At 44.9% G+C, this 23736-nt stretch carries 19 protein-coding genes and 1 pseudogene; 13 read left to right on the top strand and 7 right to left on the bottom strand.

The genetic code is table 11. The annotated features are described in order from the left end of the window. Positions 1 to 450: 450 nt before the first annotated feature. Both FJQ58_RS08470 and FJQ58_RS08465 read left to right on the top strand, forming a co-directional pair. A complete protein-coding gene (locus FJQ58_RS08470) occupies positions 451 to 1059 on the top strand; it encodes a hypothetical protein (protein ID WP_139992278.1) in 609 nt (202 codons plus the stop codon). A 93-nt stretch (positions 1060 to 1152) separates the two neighbouring features. Further along, the gene (locus tag FJQ58_RS08465) at positions 1153 to 1335 is read left to right on the top strand and encodes a CsbD family protein (protein ID WP_139992276.1); all 183 of its coding nucleotides are present in this window, start codon (positions 1153 to 1155) and stop codon (positions 1333 to 1335) included. Positions 1336 to 1442: 107 nt separating this feature from the next. On the opposite strand, the gene FJQ58_RS08460 is transcribed toward FJQ58_RS08465, so the two are convergent. After that, a complete protein-coding gene (locus tag FJQ58_RS08460) occupies positions 1443 to 2438 on the bottom strand; it encodes an ABC transporter substrate-binding protein (protein ID WP_139992274.1) in 996 nt (331 codons plus the stop codon). A gap of 76 nt (positions 2439 to 2514) precedes the next feature. Beyond that, the gene (locus FJQ58_RS08455; RefSeq protein ID WP_139992272.1) at positions 2515 to 4158 is read right to left on the bottom strand and encodes a helix-turn-helix domain-containing protein; all 1644 of its coding nucleotides are present in this window, start codon (positions 4156 to 4158) and stop codon (positions 2515 to 2517) included. 178 nt (positions 4159 to 4336) lie between these two features. Between FJQ58_RS08455 and FJQ58_RS08450 the strand changes: the two genes are divergently transcribed. After that, positions 4337 to 5623 (top strand): hypothetical protein, encoded by a 1287-nt coding sequence (locus FJQ58_RS08450; RefSeq protein ID WP_139992270.1) that lies wholly within the window; start codon positions 4337 to 4339, stop codon positions 5621 to 5623. 188 nt (positions 5624 to 5811) lie between these two features. Continuing rightward, positions 5812 to 6141 carry a DUF2628 domain-containing protein gene (locus FJQ58_RS08445; RefSeq protein ID WP_139992268.1) on the top strand — a complete coding sequence of 110 codons (330 nt, stop codon included), beginning with the start codon at positions 5812 to 5814 and terminating at the stop codon, positions 6139 to 6141. Positions 6142 to 6473: 332 nt separating this feature from the next. On the opposite strand, the gene FJQ58_RS08440 is transcribed toward FJQ58_RS08445, so the two are convergent. The 3 genes from FJQ58_RS08440 to FJQ58_RS08430 all read right to left on the bottom strand — a co-directional run bounded on the left by FJQ58_RS08440 (position 6474) and on the right by FJQ58_RS08430 (position 11329). Continuing rightward, positions 6474 to 7469: an ABC transporter substrate-binding protein gene (locus FJQ58_RS08440; RefSeq protein ID WP_139992266.1), complete on the bottom strand. Its 996-nt coding sequence runs from the start codon at positions 7467 to 7469 to the stop codon at positions 6474 to 6476. Between the two features lie 128 nt (positions 7470 to 7597). Then, positions 7598 to 9238 carry an AraC family transcriptional regulator gene (locus FJQ58_RS08435; RefSeq protein ID WP_139992264.1) on the bottom strand — a complete coding sequence of 547 codons (1641 nt, stop codon included), beginning with the start codon at positions 9236 to 9238 and terminating at the stop codon, positions 7598 to 7600. A gap of 171 nt (positions 9239 to 9409) precedes the next feature. Beyond that, complete coding sequence (locus FJQ58_RS08430; RefSeq protein ID WP_139992262.1) at positions 9410 to 11329, bottom strand: AraC family transcriptional regulator; 1920 nt, start codon at positions 11327 to 11329, stop codon at positions 9410 to 9412. 118 nt (positions 11330 to 11447) lie between these two features. On the opposite strand from FJQ58_RS08430, the gene FJQ58_RS08425 reads away from it, so the two are divergent. The 7 genes and pseudogenes from FJQ58_RS08425 to FJQ58_RS08400 all read left to right on the top strand — a co-directional run bounded on the left by FJQ58_RS08425 (position 11448) and on the right by FJQ58_RS08400 (position 20023). Beyond that, positions 11448 to 13376 (top strand): ABC transporter substrate-binding protein, encoded by a 1929-nt coding sequence (locus FJQ58_RS08425; RefSeq protein ID WP_139992260.1) that lies wholly within the window; start codon positions 11448 to 11450, stop codon positions 13374 to 13376. Positions 13377 to 13937: 561 nt separating this feature from the next. Continuing rightward, positions 13938 to 14666 (top strand): AfsR/SARP family transcriptional regulator, encoded by a 729-nt coding sequence (locus tag FJQ58_RS08420; RefSeq protein WP_139992258.1) that lies wholly within the window; start codon positions 13938 to 13940, stop codon positions 14664 to 14666. 214 nt (positions 14667 to 14880) lie between these two features. Further along, positions 14881 to 16365 carry an S-layer homology domain-containing protein gene (locus FJQ58_RS32280; RefSeq protein ID WP_162341389.1) on the top strand — a complete coding sequence of 495 codons (1485 nt, stop codon included), beginning with the start codon at positions 14881 to 14883 and terminating at the stop codon, positions 16363 to 16365. Between the two features lie 374 nt (positions 16366 to 16739). Further along, positions 16740 to 16934 (top strand): DUF2188 domain-containing protein, encoded by a 195-nt coding sequence (locus FJQ58_RS08410; RefSeq protein WP_139992256.1) that lies wholly within the window; start codon positions 16740 to 16742, stop codon positions 16932 to 16934. Between the two features lie 664 nt (positions 16935 to 17598). Continuing rightward, positions 17599 to 18864: pseudogene (locus FJQ58_RS08405) on the top strand (family 8 glycosyl hydrolase); the annotation flags it as partial. An 18-nt stretch (positions 18865 to 18882) separates the two neighbouring features. Continuing rightward, positions 18883 to 19392: a CBM96 family carbohydrate-binding protein gene (locus FJQ58_RS32870; RefSeq protein ID WP_238403912.1), complete on the top strand. Its 510-nt coding sequence runs from the start codon at positions 18883 to 18885 to the stop codon at positions 19390 to 19392. Positions 19393 to 19672: 280 nt separating this feature from the next. Further along, positions 19673 to 20023 carry an ABC transporter substrate-binding protein gene (locus FJQ58_RS08400; protein ID WP_139992344.1) on the top strand — a complete coding sequence of 117 codons (351 nt, stop codon included), beginning with the start codon at positions 19673 to 19675 and terminating at the stop codon, positions 20021 to 20023. Positions 20024 to 20097: 74 nt separating this feature from the next. Here the strand turns inward: FJQ58_RS08400 and FJQ58_RS08395 are convergent, their stop codons facing one another. Then, a complete protein-coding gene (locus FJQ58_RS08395; RefSeq protein ID WP_139992254.1) occupies positions 20098 to 21396 on the bottom strand; it encodes a sensor histidine kinase in 1299 nt (432 codons plus the stop codon). After that, the gene (locus FJQ58_RS08390) at positions 21396 to 22073 is read right to left on the bottom strand and encodes a response regulator transcription factor (RefSeq protein ID WP_139992252.1); all 678 of its coding nucleotides are present in this window, start codon (positions 22071 to 22073) and stop codon (positions 21396 to 21398) included. Before FJQ58_RS08390 ends, FJQ58_RS08395 begins: the two co-directional genes overlap by 1 nt. A gap of 234 nt (positions 22074 to 22307) precedes the next feature. Here FJQ58_RS08390 and FJQ58_RS08385 point away from each other — a divergent pair, with 234 nt between their 5' ends. Together FJQ58_RS08385 and FJQ58_RS08380 are read left to right on the top strand one after the other, a co-directional pair. Continuing rightward, a complete protein-coding gene (locus FJQ58_RS08385; RefSeq protein WP_139992250.1) occupies positions 22308 to 23051 on the top strand; it encodes a polyphosphate polymerase domain-containing protein in 744 nt (247 codons plus the stop codon). Beyond that, a complete protein-coding gene (locus FJQ58_RS08380) occupies positions 23044 to 23727 on the top strand; it encodes a DUF4956 domain-containing protein (RefSeq protein WP_139992248.1) in 684 nt (227 codons plus the stop codon). Before FJQ58_RS08385 ends, FJQ58_RS08380 begins: the two co-directional genes overlap by 8 nt. Positions 23728 to 23736 lie beyond the last annotated feature (9 nt).

The raw sequence follows: 23736 nt of genomic DNA, 5'->3' as shown, positions 1-23736 counted from the left end.
TAAGCCACAAATAAATAAAACCAATATTAGTCTAATATTGGTTGCAAAATCGGCAGGTAATATGGCATAACCATGCGGCGCTGTGAACGATCTTATAATCCTAGCATAAAGCAGTTGCATCGCATGCTGAAGATGCATTCCTACGATTATCATGTGCATTATTATTGTTTAAGCCTTGGATATGCGGTGGCGGCATCTAGGTTTAAACATCTGTTTATCGCTTGTTTTATACAAATACTGGGGTTGAATTATCTTTTCATGTGTAATCTTATCGCATTGCTCATATGGCGTTGTGTGACTGGAAATGCGGTGCTACTATGGGTTTGTCTGGAATTTAGAACATTAAAAGGAGGTGATTGAGCAACAACGGACAAGCCTGCTGCAAACACAGCATGAATAGAAAGTTTGTAGACAACGGAGAACATTTAAAGAAGAGAGAGGACGGATTTTATGAAAATGCGTATTTCGAAGGCTTTTTTGTCATTGACCCTAATCTTTATGCTAATCCCAGCGTTTGCTACCTCTGTGTTCGCAAGCGCACCGTCAACACCCGTGATTAGCTATAATGCTTATTATCATTCCGTGAGCTTCAATTGGACCTCTTCAAATGCAGTGAACTTTGATATTTACAAAGATGGTAATTATGTTACGACGACCAGCAGCAGGAATTATACGGTATCGGTTATTCCGAGCTCAGCGGTCTGGTTCAAGGTAGTAGCAAGAAGCAGTGACGGACAAACCGCCGAGTCTACGGTTGTGGTCAGTACGCCCTCTGTCAACGACAGCTGGACCTTCTCCGGTCTGTATGGCAATATTCGGATGGGCGCCACGCTTACGAATCCACGCAGCGATTACGGAACAACGATGTATATTACGCTTTACCGGGTAACAAGCTCCGGGGAGGTGAGCGTAGGCACAACTTCGGTCTACGTGGGGGCAGGCCAAACGGTGACTAGCTGGTATCCGCTTGCCACTGGCCAGCCCTACGGAACCTATCGCGTCGCCGTCAGCTCACCATGGATTATCGCTTCAGGTGTTTCACTGGGGACTTACTTTTAATGGAATAATGCGCTCTTCTATCTTACGTGAATGTTTCAAAATGCCCGCTTGGAGGTAAGATAAGAGCATACAACGACAGAGGAGATGGTAACCATGAAAACCAATGGGCTAGAGGATAAAGTTAAAGGCATGGCGAACCAGGCCAAAGGCGAAGTGAAAGATCGATATGGTGAGGCCACAGATAATAAGAAGCTGCAGGCTGAAGGCAAGCTAGACAAGCTTAAAGGCACCGCACAGGAGAAATTAGGAGAACTAAAGGATAAAATCAGCAGGTAGCTAATGAATGGCGCGAGCTCTCCCATTAGGAGAACGGCGTCAGGCAAGCTAAGCCAAAAAACGCCATACTGCATTGTTGCAGTAATGGCGTTTTTTGATTTGTTTTTTTAACGTCCAGCAAGGATTGCTTCAGCTAATAGTTCAACCTGATTCTCAATGGCGATAGGGTCGTCATTATACAGGGAGTTATAGTCAATCGTGTGCACACGTCCATTTTTGACTGCATCAAGATTATTCCAGATGGCGCTGGCTTCAAGGTCCTTGAGGACAGTTGAGGTGCCCTCGGGGTCGTAAGTGGTCAAAATAATGTGATCGCCAGCGAATTCCGATATGACTTCGTACGAGATTTCGCGGTACCATTCCTCGGAATTGCGGAACACTTCATCGACTTTTGGCGCAGGCGTGACTTGCAGGCCTTCATAGAGGGCGTAGCCGCCCATATTTACAAATCCGTAAACACGCAATTTGTTTTTCCAGATGTTAAAGATCGTAAACGTTTCATCTTCTTTAATGGTATGAGAGACCTTCTCCCTTGCAGCTTGTACCTTGTTATCGAATTGAGTAATCCATTGTTCCGCTTCGGCCTCCCGGCCAAGAATTTCTCCGAAAATCCGTACGGACTCTTTTGGCCCGCCGCTTAATTCCAAGGGAACCGTTGGAGCGATTTTCGAGAATTCATCGTATTTTGTCGCTCCCCAGGAAATAATCAAGTCAGGCTGAAGCTCGATGATCTTCTCCAAAGATTGCCCAATACTTTCCGTACCCTCTTTCTCGATGAAAGGGTGATTATTTAATACATAATCATCTGTGCCTATAGGCTTGATTCCAAGGGCAACGAGTTGACCATAGTACCAGTCCGTGACCACACGTTCTGCTTTGACAGGAATCTCTGAGCTGCCTGCCATATGTTCGTATAGGCGGGTAGACTTTTCATTCCCCACATCAGTCGCTGCATTGTTGTTAGCTGACGCGTTATCTGTCGCCGGAGATGCGGCCGGATTGCCTGCTTTGTTCTCCGAATTTTTCGTATTGCTGCAGGCGATCATTCCTACAAGCATGACCACTGCCATAAAACATATCAGTATGATCCTTTTCCTACCCATTGTCCATATGCCCCCTGTATATAATGATTCTCATTATCATTAACAATGATAGCAAGTTCATCAGATCATGTACATGTCAGAATGATACCTGTTTCTTTGGACGATTGGGCAGAAGATAGTGCATGACATCGTCTAATTGTGCATCCAAGGCAGCGGGTCCGTAGCCGTACCATTTCGTCATATCCACCGGGTACACGCATCGTTGCTTCACAGCCGTCCGAGTCATCCATTCGGGACTCTTCATCATCTCTGCTGCTCGTAGCCTCGCGGCTTGATTATTCTCAATGGATACAAAATAGTGGTCGGCATCGTAAAGAGGCAATTGAGGGATAGAAAGCTCTGGGTGCTCTAATCCTTGAACGCGCATCGCCCTCACAGCCGGAGGAGGTGTCAACTGCAAGATATCATAAAGCAAATCAGCTCCCATGTAGCCATGGGCATAAATGAGCAAACGGTCGCTGCGTACATTTATGATGGCAATTTTGGTTTGGGAATCTAATTCCCGTTTTAAGGATTCGCGTGCGTGACCTGCCCGGTGCTCAAAATATTCCAACCAGCGGTAGGCTTGTGCTTCCAAACCCGTAATTTGAGCAATATTCATAAAATGTTGTTTCCAGCTGATCCCGCGCCATGGGATCTGTATGACCAAGCCTAAAGGGCGATACGGTTCAAGCTGGCCATCGTCGCCTGCATCCATCAGTGGATGGAGAATAATATCAGGCTTAACACGTTGCAGCACTTCAAGGCGCTCGGCTTGCTTTGTCTGCCAATAGAGCGGTTGAAACGAACGAGTAACTTGGGAAAGCTGGAAACGATGATTTACCCAGGTATCTGTGATAGCCGTGCAGGGCGTGACACCGAGCGACAACAAATCCAGCGTATAGGCATGGTCCAAGGATGCAATTTTCAAGGGCTTGCGCAAGTAGACGGTGGGGGACATTCCGGTAACTTGTTTGAATTTCCGGCTTAAATAAAATTCGTCCGTATAACCGACTTGACGGGCTAATTCATTTAATGATTGGCGAGACTGAAGCATCATGGCCTTAACCTTGTCGATCCTTATGCGATTAAGGTATTCGACAAAGGTATAGCCGGTACGCTGCTTGAAGCTTAACGTAAACTGCCGCAAACTTAACCCGGACATGATCACCGCATCCTCTCGCTGGATTTTGCGATCATAATGGGTGTGCAGATAAGCTATAACTTGATCGATACCGTCTAATGTTTTGGTGAACGAAATGGAAGCAGGCTGTTCGAGCGCCCACCATGCATCAGCGAATAGAGTCATGAACTTTGCCTGTAAGGGAAGCCGCTGTGATATGCTATGATAGAGCCTATTTTCGTAGGAATCGTACAAGGCGGATATCTGATCCAACAAAATAGTACTATTTTGCTCAACCAGCGTTGGCAAAAGTGGAGGATCATTCGCAGGCTCCTCGCAGATCCATTCATATTCGCAAGCATATAAACGAAGCTGATCGGTAGGCGAATGAAGACTCTCCTTTGCATCCTGGTAAATATGGAGCGGAGTATTTGGCGGCAAAGATATACAGGTAAAGCCACTGAGCCTATGTGAATGTTTATGAATCGTCAGTGTAGCTGATGAAGCATCTATGAATAATAAGCTATAAGTATCCCGGTGATACGTGCAGTCTATCGCCTGCAAGGCTGCCGAATAAGCATACATGTTTTTGAGAAGGGGAATTCCTGAATGCTCCATATGAGTGCCAACTCCTTCTAAGTTGCTGTTTATTATGGAAATGAATCGATCGCGGCTTCCATTCCTGTGGCTAGCATAGTAGTCTTTCAGATAAGTATAAATGAATCCTATTCATTCGCGCAAAATGATTTGCCTAGGAGATGGACATTTTGAATTCGTAGAGGTAGGAGGGACGGAATTGCTAGTTCAATCATTCCGGGAACAACTATTCAAGGGATTAGGCGCACCGCTGCTGCATTTAATTAGCCATAGCAATAAACCGCAAAAAAAGTATATCCATACGATCGTGCAAGCCTGTGTTCGGAATACGGCTTATGATCCGCAAGTGGAAACGGAAAGAACGGAATACTTATACGAGGCAGTAAAGTACTCGGGATTTTCAAGCCGTATACAAAAAGAAGTGCTCGATCATTTGTTATCGTCTGAGGAAGAATATGATACGCAGCAAATGCTCCGACTTGCGAGGCGTTTTGCAGAAGATGGAAACGAAGAAGCCAGAGAGGCGATACGGAAATCCTTTCAGTTTAGCCAAGCGTGGAATTGTTTTATTGGTGATGAGGAACTAATCGCTATAGATAAACAGAATGGACTAAAGCGCGTCGTGGAAGTGATCGGGAAGAAGATCGTAGATGATGATTACGTGGAAATTGATTTTACCTATAATTATGCAATTGAGCAATTAGGCGAAGATGCCGTCGATGCGTTCTTCCGGTCCCAAAGTCATCATTTATACGTGAGTGCCTACTTGAACTCTGTGATGGAATATAGGAACCGAGAGAGCAGCAGAACACCATATGAGCTTATTCCCTATGAGGAGATCCGCGATTCCATTTCACAAAAAGATACGAGCAAACATCGATTTTTTTATCATTTTTGGGGTAAGAAAGCTTCGGATCACGATTTGCGGCTTGCAGCAGAAGACTTGTTAAAACAGACAAATGAGAAAAAGCTTTGCCTCTATCTTAATATTTTTCTAAAAAGAAAATTCCCCTTATCTGAAGAGTTCCTATTGTCTTTAGCTCGTTCCCCTAAAAAAAGCATTTCCAATTATGCGATCTTAGCCTTGAGAAACATAGAATCAGAGGCCGTGCATGAATTTGCGCTTGAACTGCTGCAAGATGAGCAGCCGCATCATTATGCTTTAGAACTTCTTGAGCTTAACTATAAGCAGCAGGATTTAACTATTGTTGAGCGGATTTTATTGAAGAAACAAAATAAGGATGCCTTTCATGATCGGGCTCTAGATGTCATGCATATCTTTGAGAAGCAGAAGGACCCTTCTAGTATTGATTTAATTTTGCATATTTATCGTGAAGGTAGGTGCACGAGCTGTAGGGAAGGGTTTATCGATATTTTGATTGCTAATCATTGGTTGCCTTCTACTGTTTGGGATGAGCTGCTGCATGACAGCAACCTGGAAATTAGGGAGAAGGTAAGGCAGTATATGAGGAAGGAATCCGACTAATGGATGAGAGCTGTCTATCAAAACCGTAAACAGCTTAGGAAAAATAGAATGCATGCTTCTGAGGATGTAGTTCTTAAGGATCATTAAAATTAGTTTATTTAGGAAAATAAAATAAATATCGACAAATTACTACTATTTACCTATAATCGAATTATAATTGGAAAAAATTTATAGGGAGAGATGTATTCATGCACGTACAATTGGTCAATGCGGCTGGTGGCTTGAAAGAAGTAAAAATTGGTTTTAGTTGGACTACTTTTTTCTTTGGATTTTTCCCAGCTCTTTTTAGAGGCGATTTGAAATGGGCTGCTATTATGTTTGTCGCCGCAACTGCCGTTGGAGTATTTACTTTAGGTTTTGGGGCTTGGCTTCCGGGTATTATCTTTTCTTTTATTTATAACAAAATGTACGTTAAAGAATTGTTAGAAAAGGGCTACCGCCCAGCTAACGTGCAAGATCAAGCGTCGCTGCAAAAGGCTGGAATCGTGGCCGCTTTTGAGGCTGTCCCACGTACATAGTCAGTCCGCTTTATCGGTGGAATGCTATCTATGCAATTGTCCTATATCTGGGCAATTGCTTTTTTTTATAGGATGATTTAAATAAATATTGTTGCGGGAAGTAAGTCTTTTTGTACCACTCGCATACCAGCTGCAGAAAAAAAGCGGCCGCTACGGGCCGCTCCTTGGTTTTGATGAGTGGGCTACATACATGGATGAGATGCAGTATCTTGTCAGACTTTGTAAGATCGAAGGCTTGCAGGGCAAGCACGGTGCTTCCCAATGCATCTAACGTAAGCAAAAAATTCACTTCCAGCTGTCAAAAGTCAATCGTGCTCATGCAAGCCATCCTTTTATTTTTGTTTATTTTCAAAGGCACGAACGACCTCGTCAATAGCAAAGCTGTCTGCTAGAGGAGACATGCCGAGACTAAACCATTCCTTGCCTCCCATCGTATAGACTTGATTATTCTTCACAGCGGTCATATTTTTCCATAATGAGCTTTCCAGCATCTCTTTGTATCTGTCCTGAACTTGTTCGCTGGCTTCATCATCAAGCTGCAAAATAATATGGTCAGGATTATATTCGGGTATTTTCTCTAGAGAAATCGAAAGGCTGAGCTCCGTTTGTGGGTATTCCGGAATAGGCTTTAGGCCCAGTTGCTTATGGATGAAGCTGCCCCGGTCGATATTTTCCCCGTAGATGACGATTTCCTTAGCCATGATCATCATATACATAACCGTTTGGTCTCCGACAAGGCTATGAAGCTTTTCTTTGGCTTCGGCCTCTTTGGTTTGCAAGTCTTGAATGACCTTTTCGGCTAGGCTTTTCTTATCAAGAACATCCGCAATATCCATAAGCTCCTCGCGCCAATTATCCCGTTGAGGCAAAAGCACAGTAGGGGCGATTTTGGATAGCTGATCGTAGTCCTTATCGGACCACCAAGTAGGCGCGATAATCAAGTCGGGCTCAGCGGCAAGAATCGCTTCAAAGTTAGGCGTTTGGGCAATTCCCATTTTCACCGTATCTTTAAACGGTTCCTGCAGGTAGGAAGGAAAGTCCTCATGGTAGTTTTGTACCGCAATTGGCGTAACACCAAGCGCATACAGGAACTCAGGATATACGACAGAGAGTCCAATGACCTTTTGCGGATTGGATGGAATACTGATATCGCCCTTCAAGGTGGTTATGACGCGCTGCTGATTGGAGGCTTCCGTATTGGTGGTGACGGGCTCCTCAGTTGGCGAAGTGGTCTTATTGGATTCTGAATTTACAGCTCCGCAGGCCGTGCTGATCATTAACAGTAATACAAGAAATAATCCTGCCATCGTACGTGTATTTCGTTTCATTCTTTGGTGCCCCTCCTGAAAATCTAATTTATAAATGACAATCCCGTATTAAAATTGATTATCATTATCACATAACAGGAGTATAGATGAATTTATAACATGAGAATATTGACGATCCAGACATTATTTCATGTACAATCCCGCCACAGCTTCAGCGCTTCATCCAGCATAAGATCATGGGTGAAGGCCGTATACTCTACCCAAAGATAAGAGGGAAGAAAGTCTACTCGGCCGTCTCTGACTGCATTCAGCTTGCGCCAAGGCTCAGAGTTCATGAGTGTATGCCAGCTGGATTGGGATTGGGCATCCTGATCGACGATGACCAGCAGCCGATTCGCTTTGAATCGATTTAGCTCAACGGGCATGACTTGCTGATCGGGCTTCATTAGATCGACACCGTAAGCTGCGACAATGTTCAAGTCGTCGTAAAATACGGTTCCCAAGCTGTGGCTGCCCAGAACATTGTAGTCTTCTCCCGTTATTCTCAGAATGAGCAGCCGATCGGAATGAACGGTGTGCTCGATTTGCTCTCTTACAAAGCGAGCCTTTCGTTCGTAATGTTCAAGCCAAATTTCCGCTGCTGCTGTTTTATTCAGAAATTGTGCTAATAAACGCAAATGCGTTCGCCAATCATTTCCGACCCAAGACACGAAGTAAGCGGGTGCGATTTTCTGCAGCTCTGCCTGTTCCTCAGGGGAGGCGAGGCTATCAATGCCGATAATGAAATCGGGATGCAGCAGCCGGAGCTCCCTTAGCTTAGCTTCATAATCGGTGCTTAAAGGAAGCACGGAATCCGTCTCATATTTTCTTCTATAATATTCGGTCCAGGGATGGGCAGCGGGTGCAGCGCAAGGAGTAACTTGCAGCGCTATAAGCTGTCCGATGCTTGGGAAATGATAAGCGGCGATTTTTTGCCTGCTGTTTTTCATAAAGGCAGCGGGGGGGATGCCTGTGACCTGTTTAAATTTGCGTCTAAAGTAGATATCATCATGGTAACCGACATGCCGTGCGATATCGCGAAGCCGATAATGACCATTCATCCTCATGAGCTGCTGCGCCTGTTCAATCCGGTAAATGGCTAAATAGTCAATCGCGCTGAAACCAAATCTTTTTTTGAATAATCTCATAAAATGACGTGAGCTCATTCCAGCTACCTTAGCCAACTGTTCGATCGTCAGCTCTTGTTGATAATGCTGCTCGATATACACTTTTGTGAAATCAAGCGCAGCTTCGGAATCGCTTTCTTGCACAAGCAGAGCGTCTTGCAGAATCGTATGCAGCATCTCTTGAAAGAGAATTTGGCTGCGGAACCGCTTTAAATAATCCTCATGCTGCCAGCACTGGGCAATCGTTTCACAAAGCTCATTAACAGAAACGGGGGATAGAACAACAACTTCGCCTTTAACGGGAAAGCTGCTGCTTTGCCTCTCAACCTGATCATTAGCTTTCACCGATGGCTCATCTCTAATGATGTCGAATCTTAAATGATAAAATCCGCGTTCATCAAACGAGTGCGCGGACGCTTCGACTAATTGGCCGGGTGCGCATAGATAAGCGCTGCCTTGCCGCAATTCGTTAAATCGTCCGTCAATGTTGAGCCACCCTTGCCCGCTTGCTGCGACCAGAATAAGATGTGATTCCATGAATTGAAGCCGCAATGACCATTCCTGCGTTTTATTTTTTATATATTCGATATCCCGAAGCTTAAAGCACATGCCCTCCAGCGGCTTATATTCGTTGTTTTTCATGTTCTGTACAAGATCATCCAAGCCTTCTCACCGTCCTTATGACAAGCTTAGGATCATTGTAGCTCACAATGATTTTCATCGCAATTTCAAAGCAGGTTTTGCATCTAATATGCGTGTTCTAAGCGGCCTAGAAACGAAAAAAAAGACAACAATGGGCGAACCCCTTTGTTGTCTTTTTGAATGTATACAGGATTATCTGCTCGTTAGCCACTCTGCCAATTCTTCCGTCTGCGTAAGTATGGCAATCGGATCCCAATACCAAGAACGGTCAGGTCTCCAAATGTACACTCTATCGTTCTTAACGGCATCCAGTGAATTCCATATCGGATCAGCCTTAAGGTCTTCTAATGTATGGGAATCCGTAGTCAGTATGATGTAATCTCCCGCGTATTTTGGCAATGCCTCCGCAGATAGCGATGCCCAACCTGGATCAGTCAGCTCCAGTTCGACTTCAGCGGGAGGCTTAAAGCCAAAGCTATTGTATATGGCCTGTCCGCCCTTGCCAAAGTTTGGGCCAACGGATGAAATGTTTTTGTCCATCAATTCCATAACAGAGAATGTGGTGTCTGCCGGTACGACCTTCAGCACTTTTTCTTTCGCTTCAGCAATGCGGCGGTCGTAATCAGCGAGCCATTTCTCTGCTTCCTGTTCTTTGCCGAGCAGTTCGCCAAAATAGGTGATCTCTTCATGTACGGTTTTTAGCGACGCAAATGGAATGATGACCGTTGGAGCGATTTTGGGAAGCTGCTCGTTCATTTCGGCATAGGTATCATCCATAATGATTAGGTCAGGCTGCATATCCAAAATCTTCTCGATATTGCCGTTTCCATCGCCAATATCCTCTACGCCGGTCAGAGCGCCTTTGAAATAAGGATTTTGAATATGATGGTTGGATGTGCCCACGGGAATAACTCCAAGTGCAATTAAACTCCCCAAATATTCTCCTGCAACTACTCGCTGCGGATGGGTAGGAACCTCAATGTCTCCGGCAATGGTAGATATGGTTTTGGTTTGCGGCTGTTCACTGGCAGCAGGTGCCGTCTCTATTGGCGTAGGGCTCGTTTCTGCCGTATTCCCTGCGCCACATGCGTTTAACAATAGCATAAAGCTCAAAAGCAATGCCATTGCGATGGGCGGTTTGGCTTCTTTAAACATTGTTAATTCTCCCTCTCCTGATCGTTGATAATGATTATCATCGACATTAGTATAGCGGAGCGTTTTCTGGGAGACAATGGACGATCTCATGGTTGTGGAAGGACTATCTTCTAGCCTGTATTTGGTTGAATGCTCTTCTCTGAAGCGTGTAGGCGAGAGTCCGGTGTGCTTCTTAAACAATCTTCCTAAATAATAGGAGTCCTGATACCCGACACCTGCAGCAATTTCTTTGAGGGTTGCGTCGGTTTCTAGCAGCAGCTCCGCAGCTTTGTTCATCCGTATCTTAATTAAGTAATCGATGGGGCTAAGGCCCGTCCGGCTTTTGAAATAGGAAGATAGATGAGGAACGCTGTAATTTAAGCTCTCCGACAAAGATTCCAAAGAGATGGCTTCCGCATAGCGATCATGAATAATAGCGATAATCTGGGCAGCTAAGTTGCGCTTCTCCAGACGCATGCCCTGCATCTGCATTTGATGCATCAGCTCGTACACAAATTGGTGAAGCAAAGTCTTCGCGCGAAGTCGGCTGAGCGGATCTCTTTTTTCCCATTCCTTATACATGTCTGTCATATAGCGATACAAAGCTACTGGAAATGCAGGCGTGAAACCATATTGAACATGAAAGGGCAGGACTTGGTCCATGCGGGTTATCATTTCCTGTCCTGCGGGCAATGGAATAGTTGCTTTATAATAAATGGCATAATACTCAAATCCCTCTTCACCCGGATAAATGTCGAGTATCGCCCCTTTGCCGGCATGAAGCACCTTGAAGCCATTGGCATTATGCTCGGTACCGTCCAATTTCACCTGGGCGTTTCCACGAATAGACATGACAAAAATACTGGCAGGAACGCTGTAGCGAAACATGAATTCGTTAGATCGCATTCGAATGCGACGAACGTCTATAATTTTGCAGTAAGCATGGTTCCATAACACAATATGGTCGTGTATTTCCATCTCCTGAGCCCTGCTTTCTGTATCCGTGCATATTGAAATACGGTATGATTACTATTATAAATGATATCTCTTCTCACTATAAGTAGTTAATCTAAGGAGTCCGTTACGAGGTGTATTCATGGAATGGCAAGAAACCATTAAACGGTGGAGCCAAACGCAGGTCAAAGTAATAGACATTCGGCATTTGGCAATGAAGGCAGGAGATGAACTGGCCTCCTATCGTCTTCCTGCATGTGCGTTTATCATCGCTAACCAAGGCGGGGCCAAATTAAGGCTTGATGGCATGGAAGTTGCATCAGCACCAATGCAGGTCCTTCATGGCGGCAAGGGCGCGCACTTGAACATCCGCGCTTTGAAGCAACCATTTGACTATTATTTAATTTTATATAAACCTTTGGATGGCCTAGCTAGTCCATCCGCGCATAAACGGAATGAGCCGCCGGCTCCATTTGGGAGGATCTATACTTTTCAAGCGAGATATCCCTTGGCTTTGCTTGCTTTGTTAGAGCCGATGTATAAGCAGTGGACGAGTACAGAAGCGCTTGATCGTCTGCAGGTGATGGGGTTGTTCTATCAATTTGTGCATGAGCAGTTTCGTCAACTGCAAATGGAAGAAAGCGATACATCAGCGCCAGAATTGGCTGCGCAGATTGCCCATTTTATTCAGGAACATTATGAGAAAGCCATCTCTATGGAAATGCTGGCGAGTTGTTTCCATTACAGTACCCATTATCTGTCCCGGGTATTTAAACGCAAGTATGGATGCAGCCCCATCGAATATCTCATCCAAACACGTATAAATCGGGCCAAGTTTTTGTTGAACGAAACGGATGTAACGATTCGCGAGGTTGCCGACAGTATCGGCTATACAGACATGTATTACTTTAGCCGGCTTTTCAAAAAACAGACGGGTGCCACTCCTGCGCAATTTAAAATGCATAATCTAGCCCTAAAAGGTTCAGTTCGCACGAATTTTATGCCCGAATCGTTCATTGCTGCCCAAGCAGGAGAAGGTTATATTGTTAACAGTGATAATCATTATCAACAAAATGCTTGGAGAGTGAATGAAATGAATTTTAGGTTTAAGCCATCTTTTGCCGTTACGCTCTTATTTAGCTTATCTCTGCTGCTGGCGGCGTGCGGCGGAGCCGAACCGGAAGTAAAACAAAATGCAGGGGGCAATAACACGCAGCAGGCAGAGAGCACAGATGCGCTACCGGCTGAGACGAGGCTGTATAAGGATGCTTTGGGACGAGAGGTGAAAATCCCAGTGCAGCCCAGCAAGGCTGTTGTTGTGACTTACGGCGGTTATTTGCTGCCGCTTGGTTTAGAGCCGGTAGGCGCGGATAAGGGCACCATTGATCTATACCCAGACGCATTTGCAGATGTGGAAAGCATTGGGGAGGGGCTTGGCAATGTAGAGGCTATTTCTGCCCTTCAGCCCGATATAATCATATTGCCAGACTATCATAGCGCTGAAATCTATGAAACGTATCAAAAAATCGCTCCGACAGTTGCGGTGGCCTGGGGAGGCGATCCGGATGTGATCAACACGCTGCGTGACATGGGCGACGTAATGAATCGGAAGCCGGAGGCAGAGGCGTGGATTTCCAAATTCGAGGAGAAGCTGCAACGGATTCGGGAGCAAATCAATGTTAATATTAAACCGGGCACTACTGCCGCAACGTTCATTCTTTATAACGGCGAGGTGCTGTTGGGAGGCAAAGGCGGTACGCTAGGCAAGTTGATTTATGAGGATTTTGGTTTCAAAATGCCGCAGCAATTCGAACAATATGCGGATGGCGGAACTGCTTTATCGATGGAAGCATTGATTGATCGCCCAGCTGACTATTTCTTTACTCAAATGACGGTTGAAGAACTTCCAGAGATGACCAAACTATTTCAAGAGCCGGTCTATCAGGCGATTCCAGCAGTGAAGAACAACCGTATCATAAACGTGACCCGCAACAAATGGAACTATGGTCCTTATTTGGTAGACGAAGCCGTTGATGCGTTTATTGAAGCGGTGGGAGTTACATTGAAATAAGGAAAAGCTTTAATAGCCCTCACTTAACACTTGGTGGGGGATATTTTGTATTTATTTGAACATTTAGAAAGTGAATGTAGCGCTAGTGTTAGTGACGTCTATACTATACCCGGCACTAGTCTATAAAGTTCTAGCTTTCATATACAGAAAATGGAGTTTGAGTTTCTAGTTATATTAAAGGCAATGATCGATTATTCCGTTAAAACTGGATGTATGATTATGCTTTTCATTCCATCTGTTTAGTCAGGTTTAATATGAAACCGCAAAAATAGCTTTAAATAATAAGGTTTAGAATTTAATTCCCATATTGTTTCTATCTGTTTACATTCGTTTTCTTTCTGATTTTTCATCAAAAAACGGGTTTCGCCTGGCGCCGTCTCTTGCAGAGGATGGCGATAGCCGGTTCACCTGGCTAAGGTCGAATATTGTGCTAATAGGGACGCTGATTGTGTCGAAAGAACGCATATTTTCACTTGGCGAGATGATTTCGCGATGCTACACTTATGGAGGATATTGTAGTGGAACTAATGAGACGAAATAGAAGGTCCAGGAGGACTGTGGATGAACGTTATACAAGCCAGAATTCAATGCTTCGGACGGTTTATGCTGCTATCTCCGAGCGGAGAAGCTTTGAAATGGCGTACGTCCAAAGCGCAAGAGCTAATGGCGTATCTTGTCCACCACCGTGGAGAGGCTGTAGACCGTTCTCGAATCATGGACGCTCTGTGGGGAGATGATGCCGCAAAAACTCCTGCCTATTTCAATACGACGGCGCATTATCTACGCAACAATTTAACAAACATCGGATTATCCGATATTTTGCAGCATCACAAGGGGATGTATCGCATTCGGGTGGAGGCCTTCGATGTCGACTCGCTTACCTTTGAACGTTGGATGCCTACCTGTAAAACCATTCATTTCGGTAACATTAAAGGATGCGAGGATGCCGCTAAGCTGTATACCGGAGGCTACCTGGCGAACAAGGATTACAGCTGGACCGAGCAGCGTCGAGCATCATTTGAGAACAAGTATCTTGAGCTCATAATTGGAATGAACCATTACTATATGGAAGAAGGGAAATACTCTGCCTCGATCAAACTACTCAAAAAAGCGATCAAACAAATACCATGGAACGAAACCTTGCACAACTTGCTGATTCGAGCGCATCTGGACGATCACGATCGTCTCGCTGCCTTAAAACAATACGATGTGCTTAAACGAATGTTACGCCGCGAATACCGGGAAGAACCTGGTGATGAGATTAAGCGGATCATGCATTTAAAGAGATAGGTCTATAATCGTGTTTAATATGAAAAAAAGACAATAAATAGTTTATTTTACAAATTGAAAATTCTGGTATTTTAATAGAATGATTCTTTACAACCCTTGTCTATCAAGCATTTTCTAGGTTTTCTACCTGCAAATTTCATCATTCTTGTTTATTAGCCTTTTGCTACAATAGAACTACGTTTGGCAACTATTACATAAGGATAGGAGTTTGATTATGAAGAAGACATGGATCATTATGAGTCTCGTGGCTTTGTTTAGCTCTTCTGTGCTCGTATTCACACAAGTCCCTGCACAGGCCAAAACATCCGCAGACTTTACCGACCTGAAAGACCTGGATGCAGCCACCAAAGCTAAGTTCGATGCGTTGATCAGTGCTGGAATCTTTGACGGCGTCGGCGAAAATAAATTTGGTTTGAAAGAAGAGATGAATCGCGCTCAATTTGCAAAAGTGGCTGCGTTGATCTACCAATTGGATGTCGATAAAAACCTGAAGGAGTCTAGCTTTAAAGACGTAAAGTTGGACGATTCCGCTAACGGTTATGCATTGCCTTATATTGAGGCGCTTAAAAACTCAGGAATCACGGATGGAGTTAGCGATAGCACCTTTAATCCAGCCGGCAAAGTGAGCAAGGAGCAACTGGCCACATTTCTCGTTCGAGGTCTTGGTAAACGCGATGAAGCCGAATCAAAGCCTGGCGTTACTGACAATACAGTATCCGACTGGGCCAAAGGTTATGTCGAACTAGCGTTGCAGCTCAAGATCATGAATAACAATGTAGACGGTACATTCGGCGGCTCTACAGGTGCTACAAGAGACTTATTGGTGACCGGTGCTTACGAGGCTAAACAACAATTCGTTGCCTCCCTACCTTCGCCGACTCCAACGGCTACGCCTGTACCTACACCGGTGCCAACACAAGTGCCAACACAAGTGCCAACACAAGTGCCAACACAAGTGCCAACACAAGTGCCAACACAAGTGCCAACACAAGCGCCGACACAAGTGCCAACGCAATCGCCATCACCTACATCGACGCCTACGGTGTCTTCGCTTACTTATGAACTTAAAGTAGGTTCCAATTTGAATGCGGTTGCGATTACTTATGATCTTAACCAGAATAACAGCTTGAAATTTGCGAGGAGTGTTAATCCAATTTCCGCTCCACTCGTCGGAACGAACGTTTCTACAATAGACGCTTTGAACGATTACAGTGTCGGTGAAGATATCTCAGATATTACGATTACTCATTACCTCGGTTTGTACGAAGTGAACAGTGACGGAATTATTCTGAAGTTTAGCAACATCTATTTGGAGGGGCCAAGGACAGTGACAACCCCACTATTTAATTTCACAAAAGACGAGCATTTACCAGGTGGCGTTTTGAGCCTTGGTGTACTTCCAAACATTGAGTTTCCTAGCGCGGTTGCATGGGAAGTTAAATCCGGTAACGATTTAATAGCCGGAATTCCTCCAGTTGGTGCGATATTCGGAGGAGAAGTAGCCGTCCATGGAACTTATTATGAACATCCAAGCTTCCTCGCGCTTGCAGCTGTAGATAGCGAAGGTAAAGTAGTCGGATATACGTTCCAGTCTACTGCTTCATTGCTGGAAGAGGAACCAGAAATACCATTTCCATCGTGCAGCATAAATCCGATAGCGTGTGGTCCTAACTTTCCTCCTTATCTCCCAATGCCATAATACCTAAGAAGCTATCCTGTTTGATAAGGCGTTATCCAATTACTTTGGGTAACGCCTTTTTTCATTTTCTCATGCTTAAAATAATTAAACGCACCCGCCGTATTTCGCACTTTTGCTTAGTGAAACTCTGTGGTGCTTTTTCTATTTTGTAAGACATTTATTTAATATCCTAAAAAGCCTGTAGTTACATTAGCCTTCATCGATTTTGGCACTGCAAAAGTAGAGTTAAACTAACTTCTTATTCCTTAGTCAGTACTTGATAATTGCTAAATGTCTGTTTGACCTTCCACACGTTATGGGTATAAGTTGTTAGGAAATGCAGGCGGTAAAAGCAATAGCCGCTTGTGACCCAATACCGAGAGGAGGGCTGCACAATGCCGTGGACGAAAGAGGATTACCCGGACTCTCTCAAAAACTTTATGGCTCCCGTTCGCAACAAAGCGATCGACATTGCCAACGCATTGCTCGAGGACGGTTATGAAGAGGGACGGGCAATTGCGATTGCGACTTCCCAAGCCAAAGAATGGGGCGAGAATCGCGATAAGCAAATTCGTAAGAAAACAAAGTAGCCACAACATTTTGCACCAAAAAAGGCGTCCAGCAATCGGTATCTTATGAGACCTTTTGCTGGATGCTTTTTTGAGTTATGCCTATCTCAAATGAGATGTTTTCGGCCTTTGGTCGCTAGAGAGAGTATGACTTCGCATTTGGCACATTGCCCTGTGTTCCACGGTTGATGATTTAACTGGAATGGCTCCCGTTAAAATAGTAATAATCAACGGATTACTCCTATATAGATGGAAATTTTCCCGTTAATACAGCCATTTTTGTTGGGATATCCGGAATGGTAGGGGATTAGAGGGGGGAATTCCATCTAAATCCCTAAAGACGCCTTATTTCTTGTTTTAGAGGGAGAAATTCCATCTAAATAAAACACATGCGAAAAAAAACGACTTGGCTTTATTGGCGCTAGCTGAGGTGAAAATCCACTTTCAAGCCTTCAATATAAATAACCAGTCATAACCACACCTAAATATATAAGCGATTAAACTTTATTATCGAATGAGCAATAGGTTCGAATAGGAAGAAAGTAGATTATTAAAAAAAGAGGTATTAAAATAGAAAATTATGTGATAAAATCACCGTGAAGCGCGTCCCGACAGATATGAACGAACCCTACCTTGCTTTAAAAGTTAAAGCGCTTATACTATTAAGGGAGGAATTTTAATGTTCATGCATTTTAATCGAACCATCCGTACGTGCAAAAAAGCTTTTGCCATTGGTCTTGCCGCAGTGATGCTGTTAAGCCTGTCCCAGGTATCCACTTCGTTTGTGGAAACGGCCAGTGCAGCGGGAGAAGCAAAACCTTTTCCACAGCAGGTGAGCTATGCCGGAATTATCAAGCCTAACCATGTCACGCAGTCGTCCATGAATGCTTCGGTGTCTTCTTATTACGACTACTGGAAAGGCAAGTACCTGAAAAATAATCTGGCTTCGCTTCCCGGGGGCTATTATGTGAAGGGTGAAATTACGGGCAGCGCTGGCGGTTTTACGCCGCTAGGAACATCTGAAGGACAAGGCTACGGAATGGTCATCACGGCATTAATGGCCGGTCATGACGCTAATGCACAGACGATATACAACGGCTTATTTAAGACGGCCCGTGCATTCAAGAGCTCAATCAATAGCGGGCTGATGGGCTGGGTCGTAGCCGATCATGTGAATGCGCAAGGTAATTTCAGCTCTGCGACGGATGGGGATTTGGACATTGCCTACTCGTTGATATTAGCCCACAATCAATGGGGATCAAGCGGCACCATTAATTATCTCTCCGAAGCTACAGCGATGATTAACGCGATAAAGCAAAGCAATGTTACAAATAGCAATCGCTTGAATCTGGGAGACTGGGATTCGAAGAGCGCGCTAAATTCAAGGCCATCGGACTGGATGCTTAGTCATTTACGAGCTTTTTATGATGTGACTGGCGATCAGACCTGGATTAACGTCATTAATAGCTTGTATACAGCTTACTCTCAGGTTAGCAATAGCTATGCTGCTACAACGGGACTAATCTCCGACTTTATTGTAGATAACCCGGCTAAGCCGGCCCCGGAGTGGTATTTGGATGAATTCAAAGAAACGAATCAATATTTCTACAATGCATCGCGGGTTCCGCTGCGCATCGTAATGGATTATGCGCTTTATGGCGATGCCAGAGGCAAAACAATCGCTGACAAAATGGCGGTGTGGATTAAAGGCAAGACAAACGGATCGCCCTCTTCCATTGTAGCGGGCTATACGTTAAGCGGGAATGCGATCAATTCCTACAGCTCCGCCGTCTTTACGTCACCGCTTATCTCGGCCGCCACGACGAGCACGAGCCACCAGGCGTGGGTGAATGCAGGATGGGATTGGATGAAAAATGCAAAAGCCGGTTATTTTGAAGATACCTTTAACCTGTTGAATATGCTCTACATTTCGGGCAACTGGTGGAAGCCGGGAAGCAGTGGCCCTGTTGTGCCTGGCGCTACCCTTCAAGTCATAGAGGACAGCTTTGTTCGTGGCGGTACGTACGGCTCGGATAATTATGGATCACAGACGACGTTAACGATTAAGAAAAGAGACAGCGATGCGTCGTATGCACGTGAGGCGTATCTGAAATTTAATAAATCGACCGTAACGGGCACTATCAATTCAGCGAAAATCAAGTTGTATGTGAATAGCTTGCATAGCAATTCCACGAGTGTTCCTATTAGGGCTTTTGGCATTAATAATCAGGCTTGGACCGAATCTACCCTGAAGTACTCTAATCGGCCAACTGAAGCTGGGACCTCTCAAGGCTCCGATACAGCCAGTGCCGCAGGCAGCTATATTTATTTGGACGTCACCTCATTCGTAAAGAACTTCTCTGGCAGCGTGATTTCGTTTAGAATCGTGGGCTTAACGGAGGATGTTGGAGCAGAGCTTGCCTCGAAGGAAAACACGACCGCTTCAAGACGGCCGGTTCTTCAAATTAATGGCGGATAGCCTGCTGTTATGATGAATCGACGGAACAAGGGGAAGGCTGTGACAGGCTGCCGTAAGGCGGACAGGTGCAGCCTTTTTTTTCAAAATAGAAGGATTTAAATGGTTTACGCGATAAAGCAGAAACGGACACTTTCCTCTTGAAGAGGATGGCGAATCCGTTTCTTCTTTTATTTCCGCTTTAAGAAAAGCTACGGCATGCCGCCAGCACAGTTCAGATCCAGACATAAGGATGACGGGCCCGTACTGGATTTGCCCATGCTTCGTATGAAATCTGCCCTTGATGCCGTTAATTGGCAATAAGGGCGGCAGAGGCGGAGAAATCATTCATGGAGACCTTGGGCTTAAGGCGCCACCGATAATTCAGGAAAAACTGATTGACGGCGAGGAATTTGGAGCGGCCTTGACGCTTGAGCTATTGCCCGAATATGCCGGCGACTACATTTTCACGAGCAACTGGGGATGGGATGACGGAAATCCGGATGTCGTTTACGGAAGCAAGCTGTGGGAATCGCTGCCCGCGGTAAAAAATAATCAGGTATATTTTATTGATGCCAAAGGGTCTTACTTCAACGATCCCATTTCTTTGGAAGCGCAATTGGAGTTTATCGTTGAGAGCTTTCTGGGCAAATAAGCAGGGAAAACGTTTGTTATAAATGCATAATAGAAAGAGAAAAGGCGATCCTGCGCAGGATCGCCTTTCTTTTCTCAAGAAAGATACACAAAAAACGTAGTCGATTGGCCAACCGTGCTTGTCGCGTAAATCTTCCCTTTATGCTGTTCGATTATGGATTTGGCAATCGCCAGGCCAAGGCCGTAACCGCCTTGCTTGCGCGCACGGGAAGTATCGGTACGGTAGAAGCGGTCAAAGATCCGAGTTAGATGCTCGGCGGCAATCCCCTCACCAGTGTTGCTCACTGAAAGCACCACATCGTTCTGCTGTTTCTTAAGCGCAAGGGTGACCGTGCCCTTGGAGTTCGTATATTTAACCGCATTGTCCAGCAAAATCATAACCACTTGCTTAATTTGCTCGTTGCTGCCATGTACCGTCAGATTAGGCTCGATCTCATAGTCCAGCGCCACATTTTTCTCAAAGATAACGGCCTCCATCGTCAAAATAATCGTTTCAACCGCTTCGCTCAGATTGAACTTCGAGTAGACCATGCTTGCTCTGGAATCATCCATTTCCGTTAAATACAAAAGGTCATTAGTTAGTCTTGTCATTCTTTCCGTTTCTGATTTAATGTAGTGCAGCCACTTGGATTGATTGTGAATCGTGTCCTCGCTATTGGATAACAAGACATCCGCATTGGTATTAATAATGGTAAGCGGCGTTTTCATTTCATGGGAAGCGTCAGCAATGAACTGCTTCTGCTTATCGAAAGCCTCTTTAACCGGCCTGATCGACTGATTGGCGAAGAAGCGGCTGGTGAAGAAGAGGATCAGAAGCATGACCAATCCCACTACGGAGAAGGTATAGATCAAATTAGTCAAAATCTCTTGCTGGGCGGTGATATCCAGGAAGACAAGCATATAGCCATCATTGGTAGGCTTCATATTAAACGTCCAATGGCTGCCATCGAGCTTAAATTGTCCCGTGTCTTTATTCACTGCCACAGCTTCCTCCAGCGCCTCCTCATAAAATTCGGTATCCATCACAAATTGCGAGGCAGTTGCAGTCAGAGTATGCGCTTCGTCGGTTTGAAGCATAAAGGAAACGGAGCGCTCAGGCGGCGAATTCCGGTTATACCTCTCTTCTTTATCCATAGGTCCTTTATCATTATCCATGGCTGTTGAAGAAGAGGCCCCCTCTGAACGGGAAGGCGAATGGTCCGAATTCCCGGGTGGCTTCTGATAAGACTCCGATATCCGGAAGAGCTCCATGTTGATATCGCTTCGCACATTTCGGTAAGTAATGACGTAAATGGAAGCGAAGGCGACAAGCATGACGATGGAGATAATAATCAGGTTAACTATGAGAAATCGATTTCGGAGCTTCGTAAACATTAGGCTGTCACCTCTAATACATACCCTACGTTTCGGATCGTGTTAATGCGCACCGTCGAGTGCAGGAATGTGAATTTTTTTCTCAAAAAAGAAATGTACACCTCCACGTTGTTATGCTCCGCTTCGGAATCAAACCCCCATAGCTTCTCGATAATTTGTTCCTTGGAAGTCACGGCTTGTTTCCGAACGATCAGCAGCTCCAGTAAGGCGCTTTCCTTTAAATTGAGCTTCATTTCTTTCCCTTTGACGGTGAGCTTTAGATTCGTCGTATTCAATTCGATGTCTCCGAACGTTAACGCATCCTCCGGCACTACCTCTCCTTTGCGCCGCAGCGCCGCTCTTATTCTGGCAAGCAGCTCCTCGGATGAAAAAGGCTTAGCGATATAGTCGTCGGCTCCATAGTCCAGGCCTGCGACCATATCTGAAATTTCTCCTTTTGCTGTTAGCAGAATAACGGGAGTGGAGACGCCTTCTTTGCGGAGCTTGGTCAATACGCTGATCCCATCCATTTCAGGCATCATAATATCCAGCAGCAGCAAATCATAAATCCCGCTCAATGCATAATCCAAGCCCGTTCTGCCGTCATGGACAGCGTCAACGGCGTAATGCTGCTTCTTTAATATTTGGGTTAAGGCTTCTGCAAGATGAAGCTCATCTTCTACGATTAAGATTCTCATGGTCTGTCATCCTCTATATGAGTTCTGTATTTAATGAGGTAATTATATCAGGATTACCTTTAGTCAACCTTAATAATGAAAGGGAAAAACGAAGCTTGTCCGGCCAGCAAAAAAGTTGAGCATTTGTAAATGGATTTAAGTTTCACTAAAGGTTTGGGGACTAAGATACAACTATAGCACACGAGATCACAACCGCCATTACAAGCGAAATCAAATAGAGAGGACTTGAACCCTATGGCTATTGAGGTATTCAACCGATATGAGAATAAATATTTGCTGGACAGCGAGGCCTACCGCCGTTTCTACCTTCAATTGTTGGAATATATGGAGCTGGACGATTATAACAAGCAGCATGAATTTTATTCCATCACTAATTTGTATTATGACACTGAACACGATGCTTTGATTCGCAACAGTCTATCCAAGCCGAAGTACAAGGAAAAGCTTCGTTTGAGGGCTTACGGCACCCCGCAGCAGGATGCAAAGGTATACCTAGAAATTAAGAAGAAGGTATGCGGGTTGGTTAACAAACGAAGGACGGGACTGAAGCTGAATGAGGCTTATGAATTTGTCCGTACAGGCGTCCAGCCAGAACTTAAGGATTACATGAACAATCAGGTTCTGCAGGAAATTACATACTTTCTTGGACAGTATGACCTGCAGCCCAAAGTATATCTGGGTTATGAGCGCAAAGCGTTATTTTGTAAAAATAGCCGCGACCTCCGAATTACCTTTGATACGAATATCAGATGCCGGCGGTATGATTTGAAGCTTGAGAGCGGCAATTACGGAGAACCTCTGCTGGAGCCTGGCCAGTGGCTGATGGAAGTAAAAGCAGAGAAGACAATTCCCATGTGGTTGTCGAGACTGCTGTCTGAGCATCAGATGTATCGCACTAGCTTCTCGAAATACGGCAATGAATACAAAAAAATGCTGAGAAACAGCAGCGCAGAAAGGGGAAGCGTCCTCTATGCTTGAGTCACTTTTTTCCACCTCCTTAACTACAACGGAATTAACTTTTACATCGGCAATCATTACGATTCTATTGTCTCTAGTCCTAGGCGGCATGATCAGTTACACCTATATGAAGACGAATCCGAATGGGTATTCGCAAAGCTTCACGCTTACGATGGTGCTGCTGCCAGTCATTGTAGCTATCATCATATTGCTCATCGGCAGCAATATTGCCAGAGCTTTTAGCCTAGCAGGAGCCTTCTCCATTATTCGGTTCAGAAGCGCGCCGGGCGACCCTAAGGATATCACTTTTGTCTTGTTCACCATGGCAGCGGGGCTCGCCTGCGGGGTTGGTTCCTTCGGTTACGCCGTGTTGTTCACTCTGATCCTCTGCGTGCTGATGGTGGTGCTTAACCGAGTGAAATTTGGCGTTAGAAAAACGCTGCAAAAAGTATTGAAAGTGACCATCCCGGAAAATTTGGGCTATGAGGAAGCATTTGCTGAAGTTTTTGCCCAATTTAAAGTGGGTTATGAGCTTAAGAAAATTCGGACCACTGAGCTAGGCAGCTTATATGAACTGGTGTACACCGTGACGATTGACGAGATTACGAACCAGAAGCAATTCCTGGACGCCATTCGATGCAGAAATGGAAACCTAGATATTTCGTTAACGATGAATCCAACCACGTATGACTATTAAATCATTTGG

The organism is Paenibacillus paridis (genome assembly GCF_006345825.1).
In the GTDB taxonomy this organism is placed as follows: domain Bacteria; phylum Bacillota; class Bacilli; order Paenibacillales; family Paenibacillaceae; genus Pristimantibacillus; species Pristimantibacillus paridis.
Note: the sequence above shows the minus strand (reverse complement) of the source record. Positions and strands in the feature narration are given on the sequence as shown.

Bases quoted from the DNA above. Each gene is read 5' to 3' on its own strand.
- FJQ58_RS08470 (WP_139992278.1), top strand. From the start codon at position 451: ATGAAAATGCGTATTTCGAAGGCTTTTTTGTCATTGACCCTAATCTTT.
- FJQ58_RS08465 (WP_139992276.1), top strand. From the start codon at position 1,153: ATGAAAACCAATGGGCTAGAGGATAAAGTTAAAGGCATGGCGAACCAG.
- FJQ58_RS08460 (WP_139992274.1), bottom strand. From the start codon at position 2,438: ATGGGTAGGAAAAGGATCATACTGATATGTTTTATGGCAGTGGTCATG.
- FJQ58_RS08455 (WP_139992272.1), bottom strand. From the start codon at position 4,158: ATGGAGCATTCAGGAATTCCCCTTCTCAAAAACATGTATGCTTATTCG.
- FJQ58_RS08445 (WP_139992268.1), top strand. From the start codon at position 5,812: ATGCACGTACAATTGGTCAATGCGGCTGGTGGCTTGAAAGAAGTAAAA.
- FJQ58_RS08440 (WP_139992266.1), bottom strand. From the start codon at position 7,469: ATGAAACGAAATACACGTACGATGGCAGGATTATTTCTTGTATTACTG.
- FJQ58_RS08430 (WP_139992262.1), bottom strand. From the start codon at position 11,329: ATGGAAATACACGACCATATTGTGTTATGGAACCATGCTTACTGCAAA.
- FJQ58_RS08425 (WP_139992260.1), top strand. From the start codon at position 11,448: ATGGAATGGCAAGAAACCATTAAACGGTGGAGCCAAACGCAGGTCAAA.
- FJQ58_RS08420 (WP_139992258.1), top strand. From the start codon at position 13,938: ATGAACGTTATACAAGCCAGAATTCAATGCTTCGGACGGTTTATGCTG.
- FJQ58_RS32280 (WP_162341389.1), top strand. From the start codon at position 14,881: ATGAAGAAGACATGGATCATTATGAGTCTCGTGGCTTTGTTTAGCTCT.
- FJQ58_RS08410 (WP_139992256.1), top strand. From the start codon at position 16,740: ATGCCGTGGACGAAAGAGGATTACCCGGACTCTCTCAAAAACTTTATG.
- FJQ58_RS08400 (WP_139992344.1), top strand. From the start codon at position 19,673: ATGCCGTTAATTGGCAATAAGGGCGGCAGAGGCGGAGAAATCATTCAT.
- FJQ58_RS08395 (WP_139992254.1), bottom strand. From the start codon at position 21,396: ATGTTTACGAAGCTCCGAAATCGATTTCTCATAGTTAACCTGATTATT.
- FJQ58_RS08390 (WP_139992252.1), bottom strand. From the start codon at position 22,073: ATGAGAATCTTAATCGTAGAAGATGAGCTTCATCTTGCAGAAGCCTTA.
- FJQ58_RS08385 (WP_139992250.1), top strand. From the start codon at position 22,308: ATGGCTATTGAGGTATTCAACCGATATGAGAATAAATATTTGCTGGAC.
- FJQ58_RS08380 (WP_139992248.1), top strand. From the start codon at position 23,044: ATGCTTGAGTCACTTTTTTCCACCTCCTTAACTACAACGGAATTAACT.